The following is a 22,080-nucleotide window of genomic DNA, read 5'->3' as shown; positions in this document are numbered from 1 at the left end:
TAGGGTGCGCCACGGGCGGGGCAAACCAGAGGAGGAACGATGGCTGTATCCGTCAATCTCGAGAAGGCACTCGACAAGGCCTACGAGAACAAGGACCTCAAGGACGTCCTCGACGCTCCCCCGTCTGCTCTCGCTGGTCTCACCGAGAAGCACGACGCCGCACTCAAGGAAGCCCTGAACATCTCGACCGTGCGCGAGCTGGGCACCAACAAGTACGTCGCACTTGCTGCCGCGCTGGCGGCTTTGGAGAGCAAGACCGGTTAAACCGTTGGCCGAGAAGGCATCTACGAACGCCAGCCGCTACGTAGATGCCTTCTCGTCGTCAGCCTCGCAGCGCCTCCGCCAACGGCTCTAGCACCGCTGTGTCGTACGGCGGAGGCAGGTAGATGATCGCCACGTCGAGCCCCTCGGCCCCTAGCGCGGCTGCCTCATCGACAACCTTCGCGTAATCGCGATCCTCGCCGAGCCGGATGTGGGCCGAGAGCGTGATCTCAGCCGGATCCCGGCCGATGTCGGCGCAGTGCGCGGCCAGCACATCGCGCTTGCGCGCGAACTCCTCGGGCGGTCCTCCCACGAAATTCCAGTGCTGCGCGTACTTGGCGGTGATCCGCAACGTGCGCTTCTCGCCGCTGCCGCCTATGCAGATCGGCGGGTGTGGTTTTTGCGGCCCCTTGGGCTCGTTGCGAGCGTCTTTGAGCTGATAGAACGTGCCGTCAAAGCTCGTCGTCTCCTGGCTCAGCAGACCGGTGAGCACCTCGCAGGCCTCTTCGAACCGGTCGAATCGCTCCTTGATGCTGCCCAGTTCAATGCCGTAGGCGCCGGATTCTTCCTCGTTCCAGCCGGCGCCGATACCGAGCTCGAGGCGACCACCGGACACGATGTCCAACGCCGAGGCCATATTGGCCAGCACGGCCGGATGCCGATAGTGGATACCGGTCACCAGCACCCCGACGCGCAGCCGCCGGGTGGCCTGCGCGAGCGCGGTGAGGGTTATCCAGCCCTCCAGGCACGGCCCGGTGGAATCCGAGAAGATCGGATAAAAGTGATCAAAGGTCCAGCCGGACTCGAAGACGTCGATCTCGTCGGCCACCTTCCAGATGGCCAGCATGTCGTCCCAGGTGGTGTTCTGCGGAGATGTCTTGAATGCGAAGCGCATTGCACAACCCTATGCAGGATCCACCTGGAGTGTCGACCAGATACGAACTATCCCAGCCGCTGCTTGAGCGCGTCGAACTCGTCCTTGACGCCGCTAGGCAGCTTGTCGCCGATGAACTCGAACCACTCTTCGATGAGCGGCAACTCCGCGAGCCACTCGTCGTTGTTCACCGCGAGCGCCTCGGCCACATCGGCCTCCTCGACGTCCAACCCGGCCAGATCCAGGTCCTCGACGCCTGGAACGGTGCCGATCGGGGTGGATACACCGTTGGCGCGGTGCTCGATCCGGTCAACGATCCACTTGAGCACCCGGCTGTTCTCGCCGAATCCGGGCCACAGGAAGCGTCCGTCATCGCCACGGCGGAACCAGTTCACGAAGAACACCTTGGGCAGCTTGGACTCGTCGGCCTGCTTACCAACGTTGATCCAGTGGTTCAGGTAGTCGCCCACGTGGTAACCCATGAAGGGCAGCATCGCCATCGGGTCGCGGCGCACGGTGCCGACCTTGCCCTCGGCGGCCGCGGTCTGCTCCGAACCCAGGGTGCCGCCGATGAACACGCCGTGCTGCCAGTCCCGGGCCTCGGTCACCAGCGGCACAGTCGTCTTGCGGCGGCCGCCGAACAGGATGGCCGAGATCGGCACACCCTGCGGGTCATCCCACTCGGGAGCCAGGATGGGGCACTGCGACATCGGGGTGCAGTAACGCGAATTCGGATGCGCCGCTTTGGTCTCGGTCTCGCGCAGAACCCAGTCCTGACCCTTCCAGTCGATCAGGTGCTCGGGCTCGCCCTCCAGACCTTCCCACCACACGTCGTTGTCGTCGGTACGTGCGACGTTGGTGAAGACGGTGTTGCCAGCCTCGATGGTCTTCATGGCGTTGGGGTTCGAGCTCCAGTTGGTGCCCGGCGCCACGCCGAAGAAGCCGAACTCCGGGTTGACGGCGTACAGACGGCCGTCCTTGCCGAAGCGCATCCAGGCGATGTCGTCACCCAGAGTCTCTGCGCGCCAGCCGGGGATGGTCGGCTGAATCATGGCGAGGTTCGTCTTACCGCAGGCCGACGGGAAGGCCGCGGCCACGTAGTAGGCCTTGTTCTCCGGCGAGATGAGTTTGAGGATGAGCATGTGCTCGGCGAGCCAGCCCTCGTCATGGGCCATCGCCGAGGCGATGCGCAGCGAGTAGCACTTCTTGCCCAGCAGCGCGTTACCGCCGTAACCCGAACCGTACGACCAGATTTCACGGGATTCGGGGAAGTGGGTGATGTACTTGGTGTCGTTGCACGGCCACGGCACGTCTTCCTGACCGGGCTCCAGGGGCGCACCGATCGAGTGCAGCGCCTTGACGAAGAATCCGTCGTCGCCCAGCTTCTCCAGAGCGGCGGCACCCATGCGGGTCATCACCCGCATGGAGGCAACGACGTACTCCGAATCGGTGAGCTCCACACCCAGCTTGGGGTCCTCGGCACCGAGCGGGCCCATGCAGAACGGCACCACCCACATGGTGCGTCCGCGCATGCTGCCCCGGAACAGCTCGGTCATGGTCGCGCGCATCTCGGTGGGGTCCACCCAGTTGTTGGTGGGACCGGCGTCCTCTTCACGCTCCGAGCAGATATACGTCCGCGATTCCACCCGGGCGACGTCCGACGGGTCCGACAGCGCCAGGAACGAGTTGGGGTGCTTCTCGGCGTTGAGCCGCTGGAAGGTGCCCGCGTCCACTAGTTGCTGAGAAACGCGCTCGAACTCTTCATCGGAACCATCAGCGAACACGACCCGATCAGGTTGTGTCAGCTCAGCGACCTCGCGGACCCAAGCGAGCAATCCGGCGTGTTTCGTCGGAGCGTTGTCAAGACCGGGAATGGTCGCTGCTGTCATCGAGAGCATCTCCTCGTTGAGCCGGGTGAGGTACGCAGTTGCCGCACCGGCGCTGGTCGGAACCTAGATATATGAGGTTAGCGCTGGCGCTATTCAGCGTGAAACGGGGTTGGTACGTATCCATCAATAACAAGCGAGCTTCGGCCAGTACTTCCCGCGGTACAACCCCAGCCCATTTACTTACCGCCGATGCGACCGTGCTCGATGAGCTCCCAGTGCGCACCCGCACCGCGGGCCCAGGTCTCATACGTGCCGTCCGCCCCGAACGTGGTCACCTTGTCGGCGATACCGTCCTCGTCGATGTCGGACACCACCGATAACCCGTCAGGTTCATGCAGCGTGACGGTGTCGCCGATGCCGTCATGGTCGGTGTCGATGAGGTCTGTTCCGAGGTCCACCAGACCGCCATCGGTGGGCAGGTACATGTGGTGATCGACGTGCAGATCGGGGCTGAGTGCATGGCCTGGTTCGTGCACCCCTTCACCTGGCCCCCCAAGGCCCACATGGAAACCCTGGTCAAAACCATCGATCATGTCTCTGCCTAACCCTCGCGCGCGCGGCCTATCGATCTATTCTCGGCTGTTCCCGCGATCGCGTCCAGCCGTTCGGTGACCGCCGTTAACGCTTTATGTACGGAGGGCAGGTCGCGGTTGCGCAGCGCCGTTGCGCGCGCGGTGTTCATAGCGGCCTCACGCAGCTCGGAATCAATTTGCCCGACCCGGGCGGCCAGCTTGTCGTTCTCACGTTCGTCGATCTCGACCAGATCGGCGTTGAGCCTGGTCTCCACCTCCAGCACCCGCGCGGCGACCCACTGCTCCAAGTACGCCCGCAGCTCTCCCGTGGTGTCTCCCAACCACCGGTCCAGCACCGTCCGGTCGTGCAAGAGCCCGCGCACCGCCACCAGCCACACCGCGATGCAGGCACCGGCGATGAGGCCCACCGCCAATCCCGCCGGCGCCAGGCCGGGACGCGCATACGCCACCAACCGGGACACCGTCAATGCCGCGCCCAGCCCGAAGAACACCCCGAACAGCGCCATCATCCGGGTCTCCAGCCGACGTGATCGCACCGAAGGATCTGGTGCTTCGGGCGGCAGCGGCCGATTCGCGCTGGGGCGCGGCGCCGCCCAGCGTTGGGTTACCTCGGCCGAGATCTCGGCCAGGTGTTCCTCGGTGCCCTGTTCCACTTCGGCGACCACCTCGGCCGCCCGGCGCCGCACCCGATCGCCGAAGCCGGGCACATCGCGGCGCTTCAGTTCGGCGATGTCCTCGCGCAGCTCGCCGGCCACCGAGCCCACTCGCTTGCGCGCGAAGTACAGCAGCGTCATGCGTGCCTGCGCGATGCGGTTGCGCAACGCCAAGGTCCGTTCGGACTTGCCCGAACGCGTGCGCCGTACCGCCGCCTGCCGCTGATTGCGCAGTTCGTCCGCGCGTGCACCCTCCCCGGCCTCCGGCGGCACATTCAGCATTCCCTGCAGACGAGTCGCCCAGGCACGCAGCCGGTTTCGCTCAGCCAGGGCGGGTTCCTCACGAACCTTGCGCACTGCCCGCACCAATTCGTCGAGTCCCACTGCCGTGCCACGCGTCGAGACCCCCAGCCAGGTGATACCGCTGAATCGGGAGTCGTGCTCGGCCAGGATCTCCCGATTCCGGTTCATGACCTCACGCCAGGACTGGTGCACATCGATCTTGGAAACCACCGCGACGAGCGCATCGGTGTTGGCGGCGGCCAGCTGAATCAGACCGCAGTCCGACGGTGTGAGCGGTGCGGTTCCGCTGCACACGAAAACCACCGCCGAGGGCGCCTGCCCGTGCTGCAGCTCCTCAGGCTCGACGATGCGCACACCCGATATGCGTGAGGACAGCTCGGTGGCCAGGGTGCTCGCGCCGGCCAGCCAGCTGCCGGTCACCATCACGGCGTCGTGCGCATGCACGCCGAGCGGACCGAGGGTGGGGTCCACCGCCAGCACCAGCTCGTCGACCCGCTTGTCGGTAGGAGTTGTCACGCCCGGCCCCCCGCCAGCCGCCACAAGCGCAGCGATCCCCGCACGATGTCCGTGCCCATTGCCGCGTATGTGGCGTTCACCGGTCCGGCGGCGAATCGCTGCCAATGTTCGGCGCGGTAGCGGTGATCTTCTGGATGATCGCTCAGCTCCACCGTCAGGCCCGCCGCCGTCGCGGCATCCACCGCACACTGCATCGCCGCGACCACCACGTCGTCACTGGTCAAGAAGGCGTCAATCTGCACCGGCAGCACACCCGTCACGCCGATCCTGCGGAGTTCGGCGAGCACCGCGCGCATTCGGCGGTACCAGCCCTGGGCAATGGCCACGCGAATCGCGTTCACCACCGCGTCGATGCCCGACAGGTCGCGCAGCAGTGCGGCGAGTCCCGGGGCCGCCAGGGTGGGAACCTGCCGAAGCGCCCCGATCGCGCACCCCATCGGGTACAGGTCCAGTTCATGGAGCAACCGCTGCCTCATCGAAACCGGCACCTGGTGTGTGCCGGTGACGAAGGCATCGACGGAACTGGTGTCCGCAGGGTCCCCGACCATCAGTTTGAGGGCCTCGACCATGGCTTCATCGATATCCGCCAACGGAACGTGCGCCGATAACGGCAGCGTCGGCACCCGCGTCTCCAGACGGTACTGGGCGCACCGCTCCACAGCAGCGGTCCAGGGGCCGCGAGCGGCGCCGGGATCGGTCAGATCTGCCTTGTTGAGAATCAGCACCTTGGGTGCGTTGGATGCCTCCAGTACAGCGCGGTCCTCGGGCTTGAGCGCCTCCGCGAACACCACCACGTCGACGTCAGCCACGATCGGTTCCGACGGGATTGGCACCTCGATAAGCGCATGCCCCGGCCCGTCCGCTGCCGGCAGGGTGCGTCCCAACGCGCCGATCACGCTGGTGACGCCCACACCGGCCCGGCCCCGGACGGTAACCCGAAGAGGGTCTCCCGACCGCACCGCCAGATCGTGAATCCGCTGGCCGCCGTGCACCTGGCGAACCTCAGGACGCGTGACGAACCGGTCGAGCGCTCCCCGGAAGACCTCAAACCCCCGCGTCATTGCTTTGCAGACCCAATCTCATCGCGCTTACGGAAATGCTCACATTGTCACCTGATCCGATGGAGGGTTCCACCCTGGTAGGCAACTGTTGAGTATCAATATGCGCTGGGATTATGGGATCTGCCGCCCATGAGTGACCATGGGAAGATGCGTTGTGACGGCCAGGAGCGGGGCTGTGTGGCATCTGAAACAGCCACCGACGAGCTCCCTGGGACCGGCGGGGTCCAATCCACGGCCGGTACGGACGGCCGCGACCACCACCCCCGCCGCGTATCCAGCTTCCGTTCACGGGGGTCATCGCTGTCCGACGGCCAGCAGAAGGCCTGGGACAAATCCTGGCCGACCTATGGGCGCGTCGCCCGGGAAGCCGACGGCACCTGCCCACCGCTGGAACCTGCGGCCTGGTTCGGCCGCACTGCGCCCTTGATTCTTGAAATCGGCTGTGGCACAGGCACATCCACCGCCGCGATGGCGATAGAAGAACCACAATTCGATGTGCTTGCGGTGGAGGTATACCGCAAGGGCCTGGCGCAGTTGCTCTCGGCGATCGATCGTGAGGGCATCGAGAACATCCGGCTGATCCGCGGCGACGCCCTGGACGTGCTGGAGTACCTGCTGCCGTCGGGATCGCTGACCGCGGCGCGGGTGTTCTTCCCGGACCCCTGGCCCAAGGCCCGCCACCACAAGCGGCGGCTGCTCCAACCGGGCACCGTGGCCCTGCTGTCTGACCGCCTCCGGCCGGGCGGCACCCTGCATGTGGCCACCGATCACGCGAACTATGCCCAGCACATCGCCGAGGTGGGCGATAACGAGTCCACGCTGCGGCGCCTTGAGCTCGACGATCCGCGCATTCCCGTCTCCGTGAACCGGCCCACCACTAAGTTCGAGGGGAAAGCGCACACGGTCGGCAGTGCGATCAACGACTTCGTCTGGGAGCGATTGTGAGCCTCGCCGAGGACTTGGAGCGCCCCAACACCGTGGACGAGACGGCCCACCGACGGCGGGTGCTGCGAGTACTGCTGGTGTGGGACGCACCCAACCTCGACATGGGCCTGGGCGCCATCATCGGCGGCCGCCCCTCCGCGGAGAACCGGCCCCGGTTCGACGCCCTGGGCCGCTGGCTGCTCGAACGCACGGCCGCCTATTCGGCGGATCACCCCGATTGCCTCGTCGAACCCGAGGCCACAGTGTTTACCAATATCGCGCCGGGAAGTGCCGACGTGGTGCGCCCATGGGTCGAGGCGCTGCGCAATGTTGGGTTTGCGGTATTTGCCAAACCCAAGATCGACGAAGACAGCGACGTCGACGTCGACATGCTTGCTCACATCGAGCTACGGTCCGACGAAGGCCTGGCCGGGGTGCTTGTGGCCTCGGCGGATGGTCAAGCCTTCCGAGAACCGATGGAGAAAATCGCCGGTGACGGGGTGCCCGTCAGTGTGCTGGGATTTCGCGAACATGCGAGTTGGGCGCTAACCTCGGATACTCTGGAGTTCGTCGATCTCGAGGACATACCCGGAGTTTTCCCCCGAGCCTTACCGCGGGTGGGTCTAGATTCGCTCCCCGACGAAGGCGCCTGGTTGCAGCCATTCCGACCCTTGTCGGCGTTGCTGACGTCCAGGACATGAAAACCGGCGCGTGAGAGACGCTAGTTAGGAGATTCTGTGTTCGCCTGGTGGGGCCGAATGGTGTACCGGTATCGGTTCATCGTCGTTGCCGCGTTCGTCACGGTCTGCCTGGGTTCCGGGCTTTTCGGGATAACGCTCGGCGACCACGTGACGCAGAGTGGCTTCTTCGCGGACAACAGCGAGTCGGTGAAGGCCTCCGTGATGGCCGACGACGCGCTCGGACGCGACCGGACCACCCACGTCGTCGCCGTCATCGCAGCCCCCGAGGGCAAGACGGTCGACGATCCCGCTTTCCAGAAGAAGGTCATCGACCACTTCGACCAGCTTCAGAAGGACAACCCCAACGAGGTCTACGGCTGGGCCGGCTGGTTACGCGCCCCCACCACCACAGACCCCACCGTCAAACGGATGGTCACCGACGACCGTAAACACACCTTCGTCTCGGTCAGCCTCAAGGGCGACGACGACGACACCATCCTCAACAACTACAAAGCCCTGTCTGATCCGGATAAGGACCACGACCCCGCCAAGAACAAGTTCCTGCTCGACGGCGTCGACATCCAGCTGGCCGGCCTGCAGCCTGTGGCCAGCGAGCTGACCGGAACCATCGGTACCGACCAGCAGCGCATGGAGGTGCTGTCGCTCCCGATCATGGCGGTCGTGCTGTTCTTCGTCTTCGGTGGTGTGATCGCGGCGGGCCTGCCGCTGATGGTCGGCGGTCTGACCATCGCGGGCGCACTCGGCATCATGCGGCTGATCACGCTGTTCGCCCCCGTGCACTTCTTCGCTCAGCCGGTGGTCACGCTCATCGGCCTGGGTATCGCCATCGACTACTCGCTGTTCATCGTCAGCCGCTTCCGCGAAGAAATCGCCGAGGGTTACGACACCGAAACCGCGGTCCGGCGCACCGTCATCACCTCCGGCCGCACCGTCATGTTCTCGGCCACGCTGATCGCGGCCGCCCTGATGCCGATGCTGATCGTGCCGCAGCAGTTCCTGAGGTCGCTGACGTACGCCGGTATCGCCTCGGTGCTACTCGCCGCGATTCTGGCGGTCACCGTGCTGCCGGCGTGCCTGGGTGTTCTCGGGCGCCATGTCGATGCCCTGAGCATCAAGCGGTTCAGCCGCACCAAGTCGCGCGAGGAGCTGGAGAACGGCTTCTGGGGACGCACCGTCGTCTTCGTGATGCAGCGGCCGCTGGTCTTCGCCGTCCCGATCGTCATCGTGATGCTGCTGCTGATCATCCCGCTGGGCAACCTCAAGCTCGGCGGATTCAGTGAAAAGTACTTGCCGCCAACGAATTCGGTTCGCGTAGCTCAAGAGGACTTCGACAAGCTGTTCCCCGGGTTCCGTACCGAGACCATCACCATCGTGACCAAGGGCGCCACGGATTCGCAGCTCAACCAGATCCGGGCCGACGCCATGAAGGTTCCCGGGTTCGTCGAACCCGGCGGAGACAAGAGCCAGATGTGGCAGCGCCGCCAGTCCGTCAAGACCGACGGCGACGCCAGCGTCAAGGTCATCCAGAACGCCCTGATCAACCGTGATACCGCCGGGGCCAAGGTCAAAGAGCTCCGCGCGATGTCCGTTCCCAAGGGCGTCACGATGTATGTCGGTGGTACTCCCGCCCTCGAGCAGGACTCGATCGACACCGTGTTCGACAAGCTCCCGCTGGTGATCGTGATCCTGATAAGCGTCACCACAATCCTGATGTTCCTGGCATTCGGCTCACTGGTCTTGCCCATCAAGGCAGCCGTCATGAGTGCCTTGGGCCTGGGTTCGACGATGGGCATCTTGACCTGGATATTCGTCGACGGACACTTCTCCAAGTGGCTGAATTTCACTCCGACACCGCTGACCGCGCCGGTGATCGTGCTGATCATCGTCGTCATCTACGGCCTGTCCAGCGACTACGAAGTGTTCCTCATGTCCCGCATGATCGAGGCGCGGCATCAGGGCCTGTCCACCACCGAGGCTGTGCGCGTGGGTACTGCCAACACCGGGCGGATCATCACCGCGGCCGCGTTGATCCTGATCGTGGTGGCCGGCGGCTTCGCCTTCTCCGATCTGGTGATGATGAAGTATCTGGCCTTCGGTCTCATCGCCGCCTTGATCCTGGACGCCACCGTCGTCCGCATGCTGCTCATCCCGGCGGTCATGAAGCTGCTCGGCGACGACTGCTGGTGGGCACCGGCCTGGATGAAGCGCATCCAGGTGAAGCTCGGCCTCGGCGAGGTCACCCTGGCCGACGAGCGCAAGCGCCCGACCGGACGCGAGCAGGCCATCGCGGCTGCCAGTTCTCCGGTCGGGTCCAACGCACGCACCACCAAGCTGCAGATCGCCTCCGAGCGCACCCGGTTGCCCTCGACACCCACACCGCGCCAACATGATCCGTCCGCACCGGCGCGGCCCACTCCGCCGCCTCCCGCTCCTCCGACCACCCCGGTCAACATCGCGAGCGACGACAGTGGGGACGCCCCCGCGACAACGCGGATGTCGGTGCCCGGCAAGAACGTTGCGCCTACCGACGCGCCCACCACGCGCGTACCTGGCGGCAATCCGACGGGCCCGGACGCTCCGACCACCCGCAGCAGCGTCCCCGGCGCTCAGCGCCCGGCCCCCCGGAACGCCGATCGGGAGATCGAATCGTGGCTCGGTGAGCTGCGCGGCCCCAAGCAGTCCGGCTCTGCCCCGGCCGAGTCGGGCGACGCGACCACCGCGATTCCCGTCGCGAAGCCCAACCCTGCCAATGGCACCTCGGGTGAGGATGCGACAACGGCGATGCCTGTCGCCAATCCCGAAGCCACTCGACAGGGTCCGCCACGGGCTCCCCGTCCGTCACGGGCCCAGCAGACCGCGCCGCCGTCCGCCGACGCGACGGAAGCATTGCCTGCGTCCGATCAGAAGCGCACGCCGCAACAGCAACAGGAAGCGGACGAGGCCACTCGCCGCAGCCGTGGTGGCAGTGTCAGCGCACAGGATCTGCTACGTCGTGAGGGGCGCCGCATCTAGCGCGACAGTTCGTGCGCCGTCTCTCGTATTCGTGCTGGTGACATGACGCAAGACGTTCATCACTCCGAGGCAGCCGCATTCCTTTCCGCCCTCGGAGGACTGATCGGACAGTATCTGGGTGGGACGATTACTGCGCGGATATACACCCGGAACTTCATGTCGCTGAGATCGAGATTTATTACGGATGCGGTGGTCGATGATCCAGCGGTACGTGAAATGTTCACGGATCTCGAAGACTATGTGCCCGCGTACCAGCCCCCCGATCCGGCCGAACCACATGCGATCTCCGAGGCGGAGATGCGCCGCCGCCTGATCGATGAGCGAGTTCCTGCTCTCGAAGAGCGTTACGGAAGATTCCTCGAGCTTCACACGCCTGATGCCGAATACCTGACCAAACAAAACGATTTGGCGCGCAAGATCTATGATCTGCAGTCTGCATATGCACGAGGCTCGGTCTCTGGAGAGGACTTCGTCACGAGCATCTACGAGATCCAGGACCTCGGAGACCAGTGGCAGATCTTCCACGACCTCTTCGATACCGCGTACGCGGATGCCGCAGAGCTCGAGATGGGTTCTCCTGGCATCGGGAGCGACGCATACGGGCGCGATGCACGATTGTTGGCTGCCGAGCGGGCACAGACCTTCGAACGCACTTTTGGTTTAGCCGCCGACTGAACTCGACTTCGATACGGATTGCTCATCGCGCGTTGCGTATTCGCGCGCGTACAGCGTGCCGCCACCCAGGAGTAGCAGCCCGGTGACGATGAACGCTCCAATACGGGCGATGCCGTCGAGAGTGGCCAGGTCGAAGAGGAACAGCTTGGCAACGGCCATCGCTGCGAGCACGAATCCCGTTCTGGTGACCCAGCTCTGATCACGGTAGCGTCGTAGGCCTGCCAGTAGCAACGTCACGGAGACGACCATCCAGGATACGGTCGCCAGACCATGTCCCAGCAGGAAACCATCATTGTTGCCCAGCAGCGCAGTGCCGGAGAGCACAACAGCCGCGGTCCCCGAGTACAGCATCGATACCCCGGCCAGCACGCCACGCGCCGGAGCGGACTGCGGGCTCGCCCAGCCGACCCGATGCATCGCCGCCATCACCATGCCGACCGTGGCGGCACTCAGCACGCTCGCCACGATCAATAGCGGACCCGCACCGCGCACGGCGCTAGCCGAGTTGGTCAGTAGTTCCGGGGGTACGTACGCGATGTAGGCCGCACCGCCCAGCACACCGAACGCCTGCCCGAGCACCAACGAAATACGTTCCCTCAGTTGATATCCAAGGGCAGACAGGGTCAGTGCAAGCACCAGCAGCACCACCACGAGCAGGGCGTCCCGGGCGCCCTGGACCGATGCCTGCAGCAGCGCCAGCCCCACCACCGAGGCCATGGCGATGCGCGCATGTATCGGAAGGCCACCCACCAGCAGCAGCACCGCACCCATCACTGCGGCGACCCCAACCGGCATCAGCACGCCCAACGGCCACACCGGGAGGAACAGGGCACTGTAGAGGCCGGGTGTGCAAGCAACCGCGATCATCACCGACGAGGTGAGATCACCCTCATCTCCGGTAAGCAGCCACAGCGACCCCACCAGGGTGACCAACAGTGCCAGCACCGCCATGATGAGCAAGGCGTGCGGGTGCTCCTCCCCTGCCGCGGCACCAATCGCGCCCAGCAGCGTCAAGCTGACGCCCACGGTCCGAAAAGCATGCAGTACTGGCCAATTCCGGCCAATCTGGGCGGGCAGACTCGCGATCAGTAGCACCAGTGCGAAAGCTGCAAGTTCAACGGTAAAACCGTTGGTGAGGATGGGCGCCAGCACCGTGATCGCGCCGACCACACCCGCCGCAAAGGGTTGAGAGTTCCACTGCCGCGCCAGCACCAGGCCCGCGCCCGCGATGGCCAGCCCGAGCGCCAGTCCCGCAATCACTGGAATCCGGTGATAGATCACCGTGAGTGCCAGCACATCAAAGTACCCCGCCGCGAATCCTGTTGCTGCGGTGGCGATACCACCGACACGGCCACCAGGTCTGGATTGCACCCGGATGCCAAGGGCAACCAGACCCGCGGCAAGGACGGCGCCGGAGGCCATGCGCGGGACCGGACCGAAGTACCCACTCTTGGCGGCGAGGACCAGGAGCATCACCACACCCGCGAGTGTCACCACCGCGCCCGCGAGGGCCATTGCCTTGCTGGCGAATCCTTCACGTGCCCAAAACGGCTCCCGCGGCAGGGGCGTGGTAGGCACCGGGGCCTGAACGGGCGGTGCGAGAGCAGCCACCGGAGCGTGTGTCGCGGGTACCGGTGCAGCCAGCGGAGGCGCCCCCTGAGCACGCCGGTAGTCATCCCAATACCGCTGCGCCTTGAGATATTCGGCCTGAGTCCATTCGACCATTCGGCCCCGCAACGCATCGAGCTCCGCACGCAGTGCGCGCTCACGCCCGTCCAACTCATCGAGCGCGGCGGTCATCTGCTGCAGCTGTGGATCTGTCATGCCTCTGAGCGTCGCGGCTACGGGTCCCGTAGTGAACACGTAGACCTACCTCGATGGGTAGGGGTTTCTCACGCCGTTAGGTAGCGCTACTCAGCACCACGCATCCGGTCCGGCGCATCCGCCGCCACGTGACCCAGATACGCGGTGTACAGGGTCCGGGAGGCAAAGGACTCCTGCTCGCCCCACGGCAGTTGCGGCCTGGTGACGAGCAGCGAGGCAACCCCATGCGTGGTCGCCCACAGTTGCAAGGCCGGTTCCAGGGTATTGCCCGGCGGGAACAGTTCCTCGTCGACGAGTTCCTGAACAACGCCGCGAAGATGCAAAAAGGCTGAACTGTTGAGTATCTCGTCAGATTCGATACCCCGCCGTGGTGGTCGGGTGGTCGCGAACCGGTACATCAACGGGTTCTGCGCGGCGAAGCGCACATAGGCCAGGCCGAGTGTGTGTAGACGTTCCACCCCGGCAGCGATGTTGGACGTTGCCCGCTGCAGTGCCTCACCGAGTTGCTCGAAGTACCTGGAGCACAGCGCGTCCGCCAATTCGTCGGTGCTCGAAAAATGCCGGTAGAAGGACGGTGCCGTGATGCCCAGCGCCCGCGTCAATTCGCGGGCCGACGGGGCCCGGGCCTCGCCCGATCTACGGATGAGATCCATTGCCGTATCGATGATCTGCTGTCGCAGCAGCCAACCCTGCCCCCGGGGCAGGCGCTTTCTCGGTGCGGTTGCGTTGTTTTCGTCATCCATGTGTCACTCCACCGCATGTCCTGGATCAGCTCGGGGGCGCGATGGGTAGTGTCGGGCCGCCCTGAGGTGTAGGGATGGTGAACCTCCCCTTGGGAGTGGGGTCCGTGGTCTTCCCGAGATCGGCACCGGCCGGCGGCCCCGCGGTGTCGTCGCCCGCGGGGCGCGGAGCGTTCTTGGCCCCGCGGATCAGAACCGCCGGATCGTCGTTGGCGCAGTACGTATAGATAGGCGGTTCCGGGAAATCGGCCGAAGAGGGCGGTACTCGCGGAGTGCCGTAGTCACAGGCGTAGCGCGGGTACAGATCTGCCGTGGCCCACACGCCACCGTCGCGCATGGTGTCAGCGATGCCACCGAACACCGAGCCCCGGTAGTTGGGGAAGAACGCGTTGATGGCTGGGGTACGCACGTACAGCATCTGCGCTGTCGAAGCGAGGTTGGCCAGGAGCGCGACCATGGTGTCGGAGTTGTCGGCGAACAGGTTGTCGACGGCACCCAGGGTCTTGGGGGTTTGATCGACGAGGGTGCGGTAGCCGTTTTGCATCTTGTCCACGCCGCGCAGGGTGCGGCCCAGCTCGTTGGCGGTGGCTTGGATGCCCGAGTTCTTGTCGGCGGCCAAGGTGAGCACCACGCGGCTGGTCTTGAGCAGGCTGGTGGTCTCGGGCAGCACCGAATCCAGGGTGCTCAGCAAGAAGGTGCCGCCGTCGATGATCTCGGTGAGCTTGCGCGGGCCTTCCTTGCTCAGGCTCAGTTCCTTCTTGATGAGCTCCAGCTTCTTGGGATCCACCTGTGCCAGCAGACCATCGGCATCGGCTAACAGCTTGGCCAACGTCACCGGCACCTGCGCACCCTCAGAGATCACGCTGCCGTCCGTGAGGAACGGGCCTTGCTGACCGGGCCCGCCCTCGAAGTTGAGGTACTGCTCACCGGCTGCCGACAAACCCGTCACGCGGACTTTCGCCGCAGTCGGAATCCGGTACCTGGATTGAATCTCGGCGGTCGCATTCACACCCTGCTGGGTAATCTCGAGCGACTGCACCGTCCCAATCTTGACCCCCCGCAACGCCACATCCTGATTCGGCAACAACCCACCGGACTCCGGCAGCTGCACCATCACCCGATACGTCGAGGCAAATGGGTTGACGCGCAACGCGCCTACGAACAGATAGACCACCGCCACGACCATGGTCAGTGCCAGAGCGATACCCGACAACGCCGCCTTCTGGCGGTGGCCCGCACGCGCAGCGCCGACCAGAGTATTTGCAAGCGCGTTGATCATCGCCCACCTCCCGGAGCGGGCGGGATCGTCTCGATGACACCGGGCTCGGTGGGGCTGGGGCGCACCGGAACTTCCTGCCCGTACGCACCCTGGCCGACGACGCGTTCCTGCAAGCGCCATAGCGTGTACTTAACGGACCCCACCAGTTGCGCCCAGTTGTATCGCTTAGGGCCGTGTAGACCTGTGTCGGCGTGAGAACCCGCATCGGGTATCGAGCCGAGAACCAACTGGTCTATTCCCGCAGTGAGGGACAGCGAGTTACCGGCGGTTGCTTTGATCGCGGTGGGCATGATCCGGTTGAAGGCAGCAAGGCTGGTGTCGGGATCCAGCGCCACGTCATTCCATGCCTTCGCAACGGTATTGGCGTCCTTGATAACGCTGCGACCACTGGTGTCCGTACCGGCAATCGATGGGAACTTCTGCAACTGCTTGGTGGTGTCGCCCGCCATCACCAAGAGTTCGGACAGCTGTGCGGTATTGGCGGCCAGCGTCTCCGTGGCCGGCCCCGCCGCCGTCACGATATCGGTAATAGCCTGATTCTTGGCGTCGATCCGGTCAGCCAGCTGCGAAGTCTGGGTAAGGGCGTCAGAGATCTCCGCTGAGCGTGAATTCAGCTTTCCCAGTAACTGATTGGAGTCGTTGATCAGATCTCCGAATGCATGGCCCTGATCATCGGTCGCCTTTCCGAAACCATTGACAATATTGGTCAGGTTGCGTACGGCACCCCCGTTGGAGGCTAGCGCGGCCGAGCTGAGCACCGATTCCACTGTGGCGGCGGCGGTCGTCGAGTCCAGACCGATGGTGTCACCGTCTTTCAGGAGCGGGCCATCCGACAGTGCCCCCGCAGGGGGACGGATCGAGACAAAAACATCACCGAGTGGTGTGGCCGAACGCAATTCGGCGGTGCTGCCCTTGGGCAGCCGAACCCCGTCAGAGATGCGCAACGTAGTGATCGCCGTGTAGTTACTCACGTGCATCTCGTCGACCTGTCCCACATCGGCACCGGCGAGTTTGACCTTCGCACTGTCCGGCAGGTTGAGGACGTTGGCGAACAGCGCCGTGAGGCGGTATCCGCCACTGCCGATACCCGGCGCGGGCAGGGGCAGGTCACCGAGACCGTTGGTGGCACAACCACTCAACACAGCAGCGGCCGCGACCGCCGAAGCCGCCAGTATCTTGCGCGCGCCCATCACTTCTGCCCCATCGCCGCGAGTCCGTCCAGCATGTAGGTCAGCCCAAAATCGGGTCCATAATCCTGCAATGTCCCGGTGCCACAGCCCAATTGACGTAGGCCCATCATGTTGCAGATTTCCTTGTCCATCTGGCTCTCGAATAGCAGCCGGTCGGTCATGAACCGGATACGCAACCGCTTGTTGTCCTGGTCCACGACGTTGTACATGTTGTCCCATGCCAACGGCTGGACGTCGATCCACTCGGAGATCTCACGCTGGTTGTCCACTACCGCTTTGAGCGCGGTGTTGGAGTTGAGGATGGTTTGTTTGAGGTTGTCGCGATTGGCCTCGACAATGTCTCCAGCTTGCTTCACCAAATCGTTGAACTTGTGCCCAGTGGACCCGGTTCCCAATGCCTCATCATCGAGGATTTGGCTCAGTTGGTGAACAGTAGAGGCGAATTCACGCAACTTGCCATCGTTGGCTGCCGCTGCGTCAAACAGCGAGCTAACGTTCTTGATGATGGTGGTCAACTGCTCGCGGGTGGTCACCCCACCTTCGGAACTCAGGCGCAGCGCCTTGGATAACTCACCGAGCCCGGACTTGATCTTCTCCCCGTTGTTATCGGCGACCCCGACAGCCGAGTTGACGATATCGGCCACCGGCCCCTGACCCTTGCCATCTCCTTTGAGGGACAATGAAAGCCGGTCCAGCATGCCTAGCACCCTGTCGAACTCCACCGGGGTTTTGGTGTGGTCCAATCCGATGGTGTCACCGTCTTTGAGAGTCGGCCCGCCGCGATAGGGCGGAGACAGCTCGACCTGGCGGTCGGTCAGGATCGAGGTGGACAGCGTGACTGCCTGGACATCGGCAGGCACCTTCACATCTTTGTCAACCGTGAACTGCACCTCGACGTAGCCGGATTGCGGCGTGATCTTCGTAATCTTTCCTACCGGCATACCGAGCACCGCAACGACATTCGACTCATACAAACCGGAGGCATTGTCGAACTGCGCGGTCAGCGTGATGTGATCGAGTTGCGATTTCACGAAATACGCCCCCGCGCCGATGACGGCCGCGGCCAGCACCACTACCGTGCCGACCATCGCGATCAGCCGGTTCCGCCTAGCGCCCATTGTCATCATTTGCAGTCCTTGAAGTACGGGATCATTCCGAATTGCTTGGCGCGCCCACTGATCGCACACATCCACGAATCGACCAACAGGCCATTCGACAGGTTGATGTCGATAGCGTTGCCGGTACCTGTCGAGTTGGCGATACCGCGTATCAAAACCGGCGCAATCGGGTAGAGACTGCGTAGCAGATCGTCGTGCTTACCCAGCATGTCGGAAAGCCCCCGCGCCGTCTTGAGCATCTCGTCGAGCTGCGGGCGGTCCTTGATCAGGACCTTGCTGAGCTGCTCAACCAGGTTCGTGAATGACTGCAGCATTGCGTGAAAAGTGGCGCGGCGGGCCACGAGCTCACCGAGCAGATCTTGCCCCTGGTTGATCAGCACGCCAATGCCGGACTGCTGGCGACGCAAGGTGTTGGTCACCTTTTCGGTGCTCTTGAGCAGCGTCCCCAACTGATCGCGCCGCTCGGCGATCACCGAGGACAGCGACTGGATGTTCGCCATTGCCTCTGGTACCACGTTGGGCAGTCCCTGCAGTTGCTTGCCGAGGATGCTCAGTGACTGAGCCACCTTGTCGAAATCGACTTGGTCAAAGGTGTTCGTCGCCCCAGCCAGCGCGGCCTGCAGATCGTAAGGAACCTCGGTATGCGCGAGATCAATTGTCTTGCCAGGCAATGCCCCCGCACCCTTGGGCTGCAGATCCAAGTACCGGGATCCCAGGATGGTGGTGACGCGGATCGAGGCTTTGGTGTCCTTGCCCAACGTGATGTCGTCTCGGACGCTGAGCCCGGCTTCAACATGGTCACCGACCAGTTTCATGCCCGTGATGTTTCCGACGGGTATACCCGCCACCGTGATCGGCTGACCCGCGCGTAACGAGGCAGCCTGCGCGAATTCCGCCGTGTAGGTGGTGTAGCCCAAGCCCATGGCCTTGACCAGCAGCATGCCACCCACCAGCGCAGCGATTGCCGCGATAGCGATGAACCCGAGCCAGGTCTTGTTGTAAGTCTCGACCGGCCGATTCTTGATCCTCTGCCATCTGGATTGCTCAGCCATTGGCCATGTTCCGGCATCGCGGGGTGTGCTGGGCGACGTTTCCAGGCGTAGCGGCGTTGACGATGATCGGTATCACGTCATTGAGACCGGGGAAGAAGCCGGTGAGGTTCAGGTCGCACATGTAGACGTTGATGAACGCTCCCTCGGAGTAAAAGCGAGACAGCCCCTTCAGAGTGAGCGGCAGGTTGGCTCCCAGGAACGCGTACTGCGGTTCAATACTCACCACATGCTTTCCGAATCCGGGCTGGCGGGTGATGAGTTCGTCGAGCGAGGGGTATACCTCGTCGGTGATCTTCGACAGGCGCCTCATGGACTGCGCCATCGAGCCCACCGAGGACACCAGCTCGGGCCGCTTGCGATCCAGATCCGACACCGTCTGCCGTGTCTGGGTCAGCATCTTGTCGAGGTTGTCGTTCTGCTGCGCAAGATTGCCCGTGACGGTGTTCAGGCTGGTGATGGCATTACCCAACGCCTGGTCACGCCCCGCAAACGTCTTTGTCAGAGTTGATGTTTGACTCACCAGCGTGACGATCGAGGCATTGTCACCTTGTAGTGACTGAATAACGCCCTTGGTCAGATTGTCGGCCTGCTCGGGCGACAGCGTGCTGAACAGCGGCTCGTAACCGTTGAGTAGCGTGGTCACGTCAAACGACGGGTCCGTGCGCTCCACTGGGATGGTCGACCCGCCCGGCAGCACATTGGTGTCGCCCGACTTACCCAGCGCCAGACCGAGGTAACGCTGGCCCACGATGTTCTGATAGGTCACCGAGGCAACTGTGTTGCCGTACAGCTTCTGGTCGTTCTGGACCACGAAGTCGACCCTGGCCTCGTCGTTGTTGACCAGCTCGATCCTCTGCACGCGGCCTACCCGGACCCCCGCCATGCGCACGTCGTCGCCGTCACGCAGTCCGTAGACATCGGTGAACACCGCCGAATACGCCGTGGTACTTCCCGATACATCGCGGCGAAGCGTGGCGTACACCAACCAGCCGAGTGTCAGTGCCACGGTCATGAAGACCGCAAGCCCGATCAGCGGGCCACGGAATTTCATTGCTGTCCTTCCTTCACGAACGACACCGCGGTGCCGCGGGCCACAGGGCCAAGCAGCAGTTGTGTGGCAGGAGTCCGCAGACCACCGGTGATCACGCCCAACTGATCCCGTTCATGCTGACTACCGACTGGCCCGACGTTCCCGCCGAACGATGCGGGAACGACGGGCACGCCTCCACTGTCATGGGCGCCGGGAGCTACCGGCGCGGGCGGGATCGGTGGTGCCTGAGGCGGCGGAGGCGGCTCCAGATCATCGGGATCGTGGGTGCCCGGAACACGCGGCGCCGGAAATGGATGCCATGGCGGCAGAGGCGGGTTGGGGTCCGTAAGGTTCGGGCCGCCCGGCGGCACCACGTACGGCGGACCCACCGCAACCAGATTTCCGTTGGGGCCCACGACTGTTCCGCGAGGCGGTTGCAGATTCGGCGGCACCTTGTAGTTCTGCGGGAGCAACGTCTCGGGCAGGTCCGGTCGCACTACCTGTTCCGGAGCGGTGAAACAGCTCGGCCCCTTCAGATCCCCGTACCGCGGACAGTCCACGCGCGTATAGGTGTAGCTCGGAGCCAGTGTCACCGCGATTGGCATATGCGGCAGGTCCCGATCTGCCACCCACATCTGCTCAAACCAGTTGCGGGACAGCTTGTTCATGTTCCGGAAGATCGGAACGAACTTGTCGGCATTAGTGGCGAAAACACCGATCGGGGGCGTCATGTGTGTGGTGATACCGATCAACTGGTCGGTGTGGTTATCGAAAGCCTGCTTGGTGGTGCCCACCGTGGTCAGCCCCGCGTGTACCAGACTTGTGAGCTGCTCACGATTTTCGGCGAGCGTCTGCATCGGCCTCACCGCCTGATGTAGCGAATCCAGCAGATCAGGTGCAGTCTGCTTGAGGCCTTCGGTGGCATCGAGAAGTGCCGAGATCGTTGAGGGGCCCGAGTCAGTCGCCACGACCTCGTTCAATTGGGTAATAAGCCGGTTGAGCTGGGCGCCGCCGGTGAGCAGTTTGACGCGGCGACTGTCGGTAGCGGCGGCTACCGCTGCGAGGATGCCCACCGAATTGTCCTCGCGACCACGGCCGGTGGCATTGAGAACATCACGCAACTTGCTCACGGTGGTCTGGAACAGCACCGTCGGCAACTCTTGGTCTTCGGCGATATGGGCTCCGGCACGGATCGGCGCGCCCGGCCCGCGGTCAACAAGCTGCACCGAAGACACCGCGAACACATTGCTCGGCACCACACGGGCGGTTGCTGTCGCCGGGATTGCCCTGGCGTACTGCGGTTTGAGGTTGATGTGTACGAAGTTCGGCTTGTTACCGGTGGCCGGAGTGACGTCGTCTACCTCGCCGACCAGTACGCCGTGATACTTCACGTCCGACTTCTGCGGCAGCCCGTCCCCGACATTCGTCAGGTCGGCGACCACGCGCAGGTAATCGTCGAGGCGGCCCGCAGACTTGAGCAACATGGTCGCGGTGAGGGCCACGATTGCGATGAGCGTGACGGCGGCCATGGTGAGCAGCTGCCTCTCGGACGGCCCCCGGCCGTCCACTTCGAAAGAGTTTGGCATCTAGCCACCCAGCCTCGCGCCGGCGTCCACACTCCAGAGCGCCATGGTGAGCAGCATGTTGACGACGATCACGATGGTGATGGCCGCACGCATGGCGTGCCCGGCGGCGATACCGACGCCCTCAGGGCCGCCGCTTGCGTAAAAGCCGTAGTAGCACTGGATAGTTGAGGCCAACCACACGAACACGACGGTCTTGATGACGGAGTACACGACATCGATACCACTGACACCGATGCCGAAGTAGTGCAGATACGAGCCCACCGAGCTCCCGCTGAGAATCTGCACCATAACCTGGCAGGACAGGTAGCTGACGGCCAAGCACGCGACGTACAGCGGGATCACGGCGATGATCGATGCCATGAGGCGAGTGGTCACCAGGAACGGAATCGGTCTAATGGCAACCGAATCCATCGCGTCGATCTCCTCCGCGATCCGCATCGAGCCGAGCTGCGCGGTGAACCGGCAACCCGCCTGCATCGCGAACGCCAACGAGGCCATGATTGGCGCCAGCTCTCGCGTGCTGGCCAGCGAGCTGATGATGCCGGTTGCCGGCCCCAGACCCAGCAGATCCAGGAAGTTGTACGACTCGATGGCCACCAGTGCGCCGGCCGTGATCCCGAGGACCAATGCCACCCCGGCCGTTCCTCCACCCACCACCAATGAGCCATTGCCCCAAGCGATATCGGACAGGTGTCGCAGGAACTCCTTGCGATACTGCCGCAGCACCACGGGCACACCGGCAAGAGCCCTGAAGAAGAAGGCAACCATATGGCCGAAACGGGCCATAGGAGAGCGAATCTTGTTGTAAACGACGACAAACGGGCGAAACCGTGGCGACAGATAGCTGGATACCGTCATG

The 22,080-nt window shown here is 63.9% G+C and carries 18 protein-coding genes and 1 pseudogene; 5 read left to right on the top strand and 14 right to left on the bottom strand.

Annotation, left to right across the window (positions count from 1 at the left end):
* The first annotated feature begins 39 nt into the window (after positions 1 to 39).
* On the top strand, positions 40 to 264 hold the full coding sequence (locus tag AOT83_RS08265; protein WP_030097333.1) for a hypothetical protein: 225 nt from the start codon (positions 40 to 42) through the stop codon (positions 262 to 264).
* 58 nt (positions 265 to 322) lie between these two features.
* On the opposite strand, the gene AOT83_RS08260 is transcribed toward AOT83_RS08265, so the two are convergent.
* The 5 genes from AOT83_RS08260 to AOT83_RS08240 form a co-directional block, all read right to left on the bottom strand.
* Entirely contained in the window at positions 323 to 1,156 is an 834-nt protein-coding gene (locus tag AOT83_RS08260) for an LLM class F420-dependent oxidoreductase (protein ID WP_057965497.1), read from the bottom strand.
* Between the two features lie 47 nt (positions 1,157 to 1,203).
* A complete protein-coding gene (locus tag AOT83_RS08255) occupies positions 1,204 to 3,024 on the bottom strand; it encodes a phosphoenolpyruvate carboxykinase (GTP) (protein WP_030097335.1) in 1,821 nt (606 codons plus the stop codon).
* 176 nt (positions 3,025 to 3,200) lie between these two features.
* Entirely contained in the window at positions 3,201 to 3,557 is a 357-nt protein-coding gene (locus AOT83_RS08250) for a DUF6802 family protein (protein WP_030097336.1), read from the bottom strand.
* Positions 3,558 to 3,565: 8 nt separating this feature from the next.
* Entirely contained in the window at positions 3,566 to 5,029 is a 1,464-nt protein-coding gene (locus AOT83_RS08245; RefSeq protein ID WP_057965615.1) for a hypothetical protein, read from the bottom strand.
* The gene (locus tag AOT83_RS08240; RefSeq protein ID WP_057965498.1) at positions 5,026 to 6,090 is read right to left on the bottom strand and encodes a hypothetical protein; all 1,065 of its coding nucleotides are present in this window, start codon (positions 6,088 to 6,090) and stop codon (positions 5,026 to 5,028) included. The genes AOT83_RS08245 and AOT83_RS08240 overlap by 4 nt, the downstream gene beginning before the upstream one ends.
* Before the next feature lie 264 nt (positions 6,091 to 6,354).
* Between AOT83_RS08240 and trmB the strand changes: the two are divergent.
* The 4 genes and pseudogenes from trmB to AOT83_RS08220 form a co-directional block, all read left to right on the top strand.
* A pseudogene (gene trmB, locus AOT83_RS26730) lies at positions 6,355 to 7,035 on the top strand (tRNA (guanosine(46)-N7)-methyltransferase TrmB); the annotation flags it as partial.
* Between the two features lie 14 nt (positions 7,036 to 7,049).
* Positions 7,050 to 7,715 carry an NYN domain-containing protein gene (locus AOT83_RS08230; protein ID WP_044105533.1) on the top strand — a complete coding sequence of 222 codons (666 nt, stop codon included), beginning with the start codon at positions 7,050 to 7,052 and terminating at the stop codon, positions 7,713 to 7,715.
* Positions 7,716 to 7,751: 36 nt separating this feature from the next.
* Positions 7,752 to 10,727 carry an MMPL family transporter gene (locus AOT83_RS08225; RefSeq protein WP_030097341.1) on the top strand — a complete coding sequence of 992 codons (2,976 nt, stop codon included), beginning with the start codon at positions 7,752 to 7,754 and terminating at the stop codon, positions 10,725 to 10,727.
* A gap of 42 nt (positions 10,728 to 10,769) precedes the next feature.
* Entirely contained in the window at positions 10,770 to 11,402 is a 633-nt protein-coding gene (locus AOT83_RS08220; protein ID WP_030097342.1) for a hypothetical protein, read from the top strand.
* Here AOT83_RS08220 and AOT83_RS08215 read toward each other — a convergent pair.
* The 9 genes from AOT83_RS08215 to AOT83_RS08175 are packed head-to-tail and all read right to left on the bottom strand — an operon-like array spanning position 11,388 to position 22,079.
* Positions 11,388 to 13,265, bottom strand: coding sequence for a DUF2339 domain-containing protein (locus tag AOT83_RS08215; RefSeq protein WP_057965499.1), 1,878 nt, complete (start codon positions 13,263 to 13,265; stop codon positions 11,388 to 11,390). The two genes, AOT83_RS08220 and AOT83_RS08215, sit on opposite strands and share 15 nt — an antisense overlap.
* A 47-nt stretch (positions 13,266 to 13,312) precedes the next feature.
* Positions 13,313 to 13,969, bottom strand: coding sequence for a TetR/AcrR family transcriptional regulator (locus tag AOT83_RS08210; protein WP_030097344.1), 657 nt, complete (start codon positions 13,967 to 13,969; stop codon positions 13,313 to 13,315).
* A 25-nt stretch (positions 13,970 to 13,994) separates the two neighbouring features.
* A complete protein-coding gene (locus AOT83_RS08205) occupies positions 13,995 to 15,245 on the bottom strand; it encodes an MlaD family protein (protein ID WP_057965500.1) in 1,251 nt (416 codons plus the stop codon).
* Positions 15,242 to 16,435 carry an MlaD family protein gene (locus AOT83_RS08200; RefSeq protein WP_057965501.1) on the bottom strand — a complete coding sequence of 398 codons (1,194 nt, stop codon included), beginning with the start codon at positions 16,433 to 16,435 and terminating at the stop codon, positions 15,242 to 15,244. Before AOT83_RS08200 ends, AOT83_RS08205 begins: the two co-directional genes overlap by 4 nt.
* A complete protein-coding gene (locus tag AOT83_RS08195) occupies positions 16,435 to 17,562 on the bottom strand; it encodes an MlaD family protein (RefSeq protein ID WP_030097347.1) in 1,128 nt (375 codons plus the stop codon). Before AOT83_RS08195 ends, AOT83_RS08200 begins: the two co-directional genes overlap by 1 nt.
* Positions 17,559 to 18,605: an MCE family protein gene (locus AOT83_RS08190; protein ID WP_030097348.1), complete on the bottom strand. Its 1,047-nt coding sequence runs from the start codon at positions 18,603 to 18,605 to the stop codon at positions 17,559 to 17,561. Before AOT83_RS08190 ends, AOT83_RS08195 begins: the two co-directional genes overlap by 4 nt.
* Positions 18,598 to 19,656 carry an MCE family protein gene (locus AOT83_RS08185; RefSeq protein WP_057965502.1) on the bottom strand — a complete coding sequence of 353 codons (1,059 nt, stop codon included), beginning with the start codon at positions 19,654 to 19,656 and terminating at the stop codon, positions 18,598 to 18,600. The genes AOT83_RS08190 and AOT83_RS08185 overlap by 8 nt, the downstream gene beginning before the upstream one ends.
* Positions 19,653 to 21,221: an MCE family protein gene (locus AOT83_RS08180; RefSeq protein WP_030097350.1), complete on the bottom strand. Its 1,569-nt coding sequence runs from the start codon at positions 21,219 to 21,221 to the stop codon at positions 19,653 to 19,655. Before AOT83_RS08180 ends, AOT83_RS08185 begins: the two co-directional genes overlap by 4 nt.
* On the bottom strand, positions 21,222 to 22,079 hold the full coding sequence (locus AOT83_RS08175) for an ABC transporter permease (RefSeq protein WP_030097351.1): 858 nt from the start codon (positions 22,077 to 22,079) through the stop codon (positions 21,222 to 21,224). It abuts the gene before it with no gap.
* Between the last annotated feature and the right edge of the window lies 1 nt (position 22,080).

Origin of the sequence: Mycobacteroides sp. H001, from assembly GCF_001440005.1 — a bacterium.
In the GTDB taxonomy this organism is placed as follows: domain Bacteria; phylum Actinomycetota; class Actinomycetes; order Mycobacteriales; family Mycobacteriaceae; genus Mycobacterium; species Mycobacterium gwanakae.
The sequence above is the reverse complement of the archived record's forward strand: the minus strand, read 5'-3'. Positions and strand labels throughout refer to the sequence as shown.

What these genes read in the sequence shown, in the direction of transcription:
- AOT83_RS08265 (WP_030097333.1), top strand. Translation starts at nt 40, where the DNA reads ATGGCTGTATCCGTCAATCTCGAGAAGGCACTCGACAAGGCCTACGAG.
- AOT83_RS08260 (WP_057965497.1), bottom strand. Translation starts at nt 1,156, where the DNA reads ATGCGCTTCGCATTCAAGACATCTCCGCAGAACACCACCTGGGACGAC.
- AOT83_RS08255 (WP_030097335.1), bottom strand. Translation starts at nt 3,024, where the DNA reads ATGACAGCAGCGACCATTCCCGGTCTTGACAACGCTCCGACGAAACAC.
- AOT83_RS08250 (WP_030097336.1), bottom strand. Translation starts at nt 3,557, where the DNA reads ATGATCGATGGTTTTGACCAGGGTTTCCATGTGGGCCTTGGGGGGCCA.
- AOT83_RS08240 (WP_057965498.1), bottom strand. Translation starts at nt 6,090, where the DNA reads ATGACGCGGGGGTTTGAGGTCTTCCGGGGAGCGCTCGACCGGTTCGTC.
- AOT83_RS08220 (WP_030097342.1), top strand. Translation starts at nt 10,770, where the DNA reads ATGACGCAAGACGTTCATCACTCCGAGGCAGCCGCATTCCTTTCCGCC.
- AOT83_RS08210 (WP_030097344.1), bottom strand. Translation starts at nt 13,969, where the DNA reads ATGGATGACGAAAACAACGCAACCGCACCGAGAAAGCGCCTGCCCCGG.
- AOT83_RS08205 (WP_057965500.1), bottom strand. Translation starts at nt 15,245, where the DNA reads ATGATCAACGCGCTTGCAAATACTCTGGTCGGCGCTGCGCGTGCGGGC.
- AOT83_RS08200 (WP_057965501.1), bottom strand. Translation starts at nt 16,435, where the DNA reads ATGGGCGCGCGCAAGATACTGGCGGCTTCGGCGGTCGCGGCCGCTGCT.
- AOT83_RS08195 (WP_030097347.1), bottom strand. Translation starts at nt 17,562, where the DNA reads ATGATGACAATGGGCGCTAGGCGGAACCGGCTGATCGCGATGGTCGGC.
- AOT83_RS08190 (WP_030097348.1), bottom strand. Translation starts at nt 18,605, where the DNA reads ATGGCTGAGCAATCCAGATGGCAGAGGATCAAGAATCGGCCGGTCGAG.
- AOT83_RS08185 (WP_057965502.1), bottom strand. Translation starts at nt 19,656, where the DNA reads ATGAAATTCCGTGGCCCGCTGATCGGGCTTGCGGTCTTCATGACCGTG.
- AOT83_RS08180 (WP_030097350.1), bottom strand. Translation starts at nt 21,221, where the DNA reads ATGCCAAACTCTTTCGAAGTGGACGGCCGGGGGCCGTCCGAGAGGCAG.
- AOT83_RS08175 (WP_030097351.1), bottom strand. Translation starts at nt 22,079, where the DNA reads ATGACGGTATCCAGCTATCTGTCGCCACGGTTTCGCCCGTTTGTCGTC.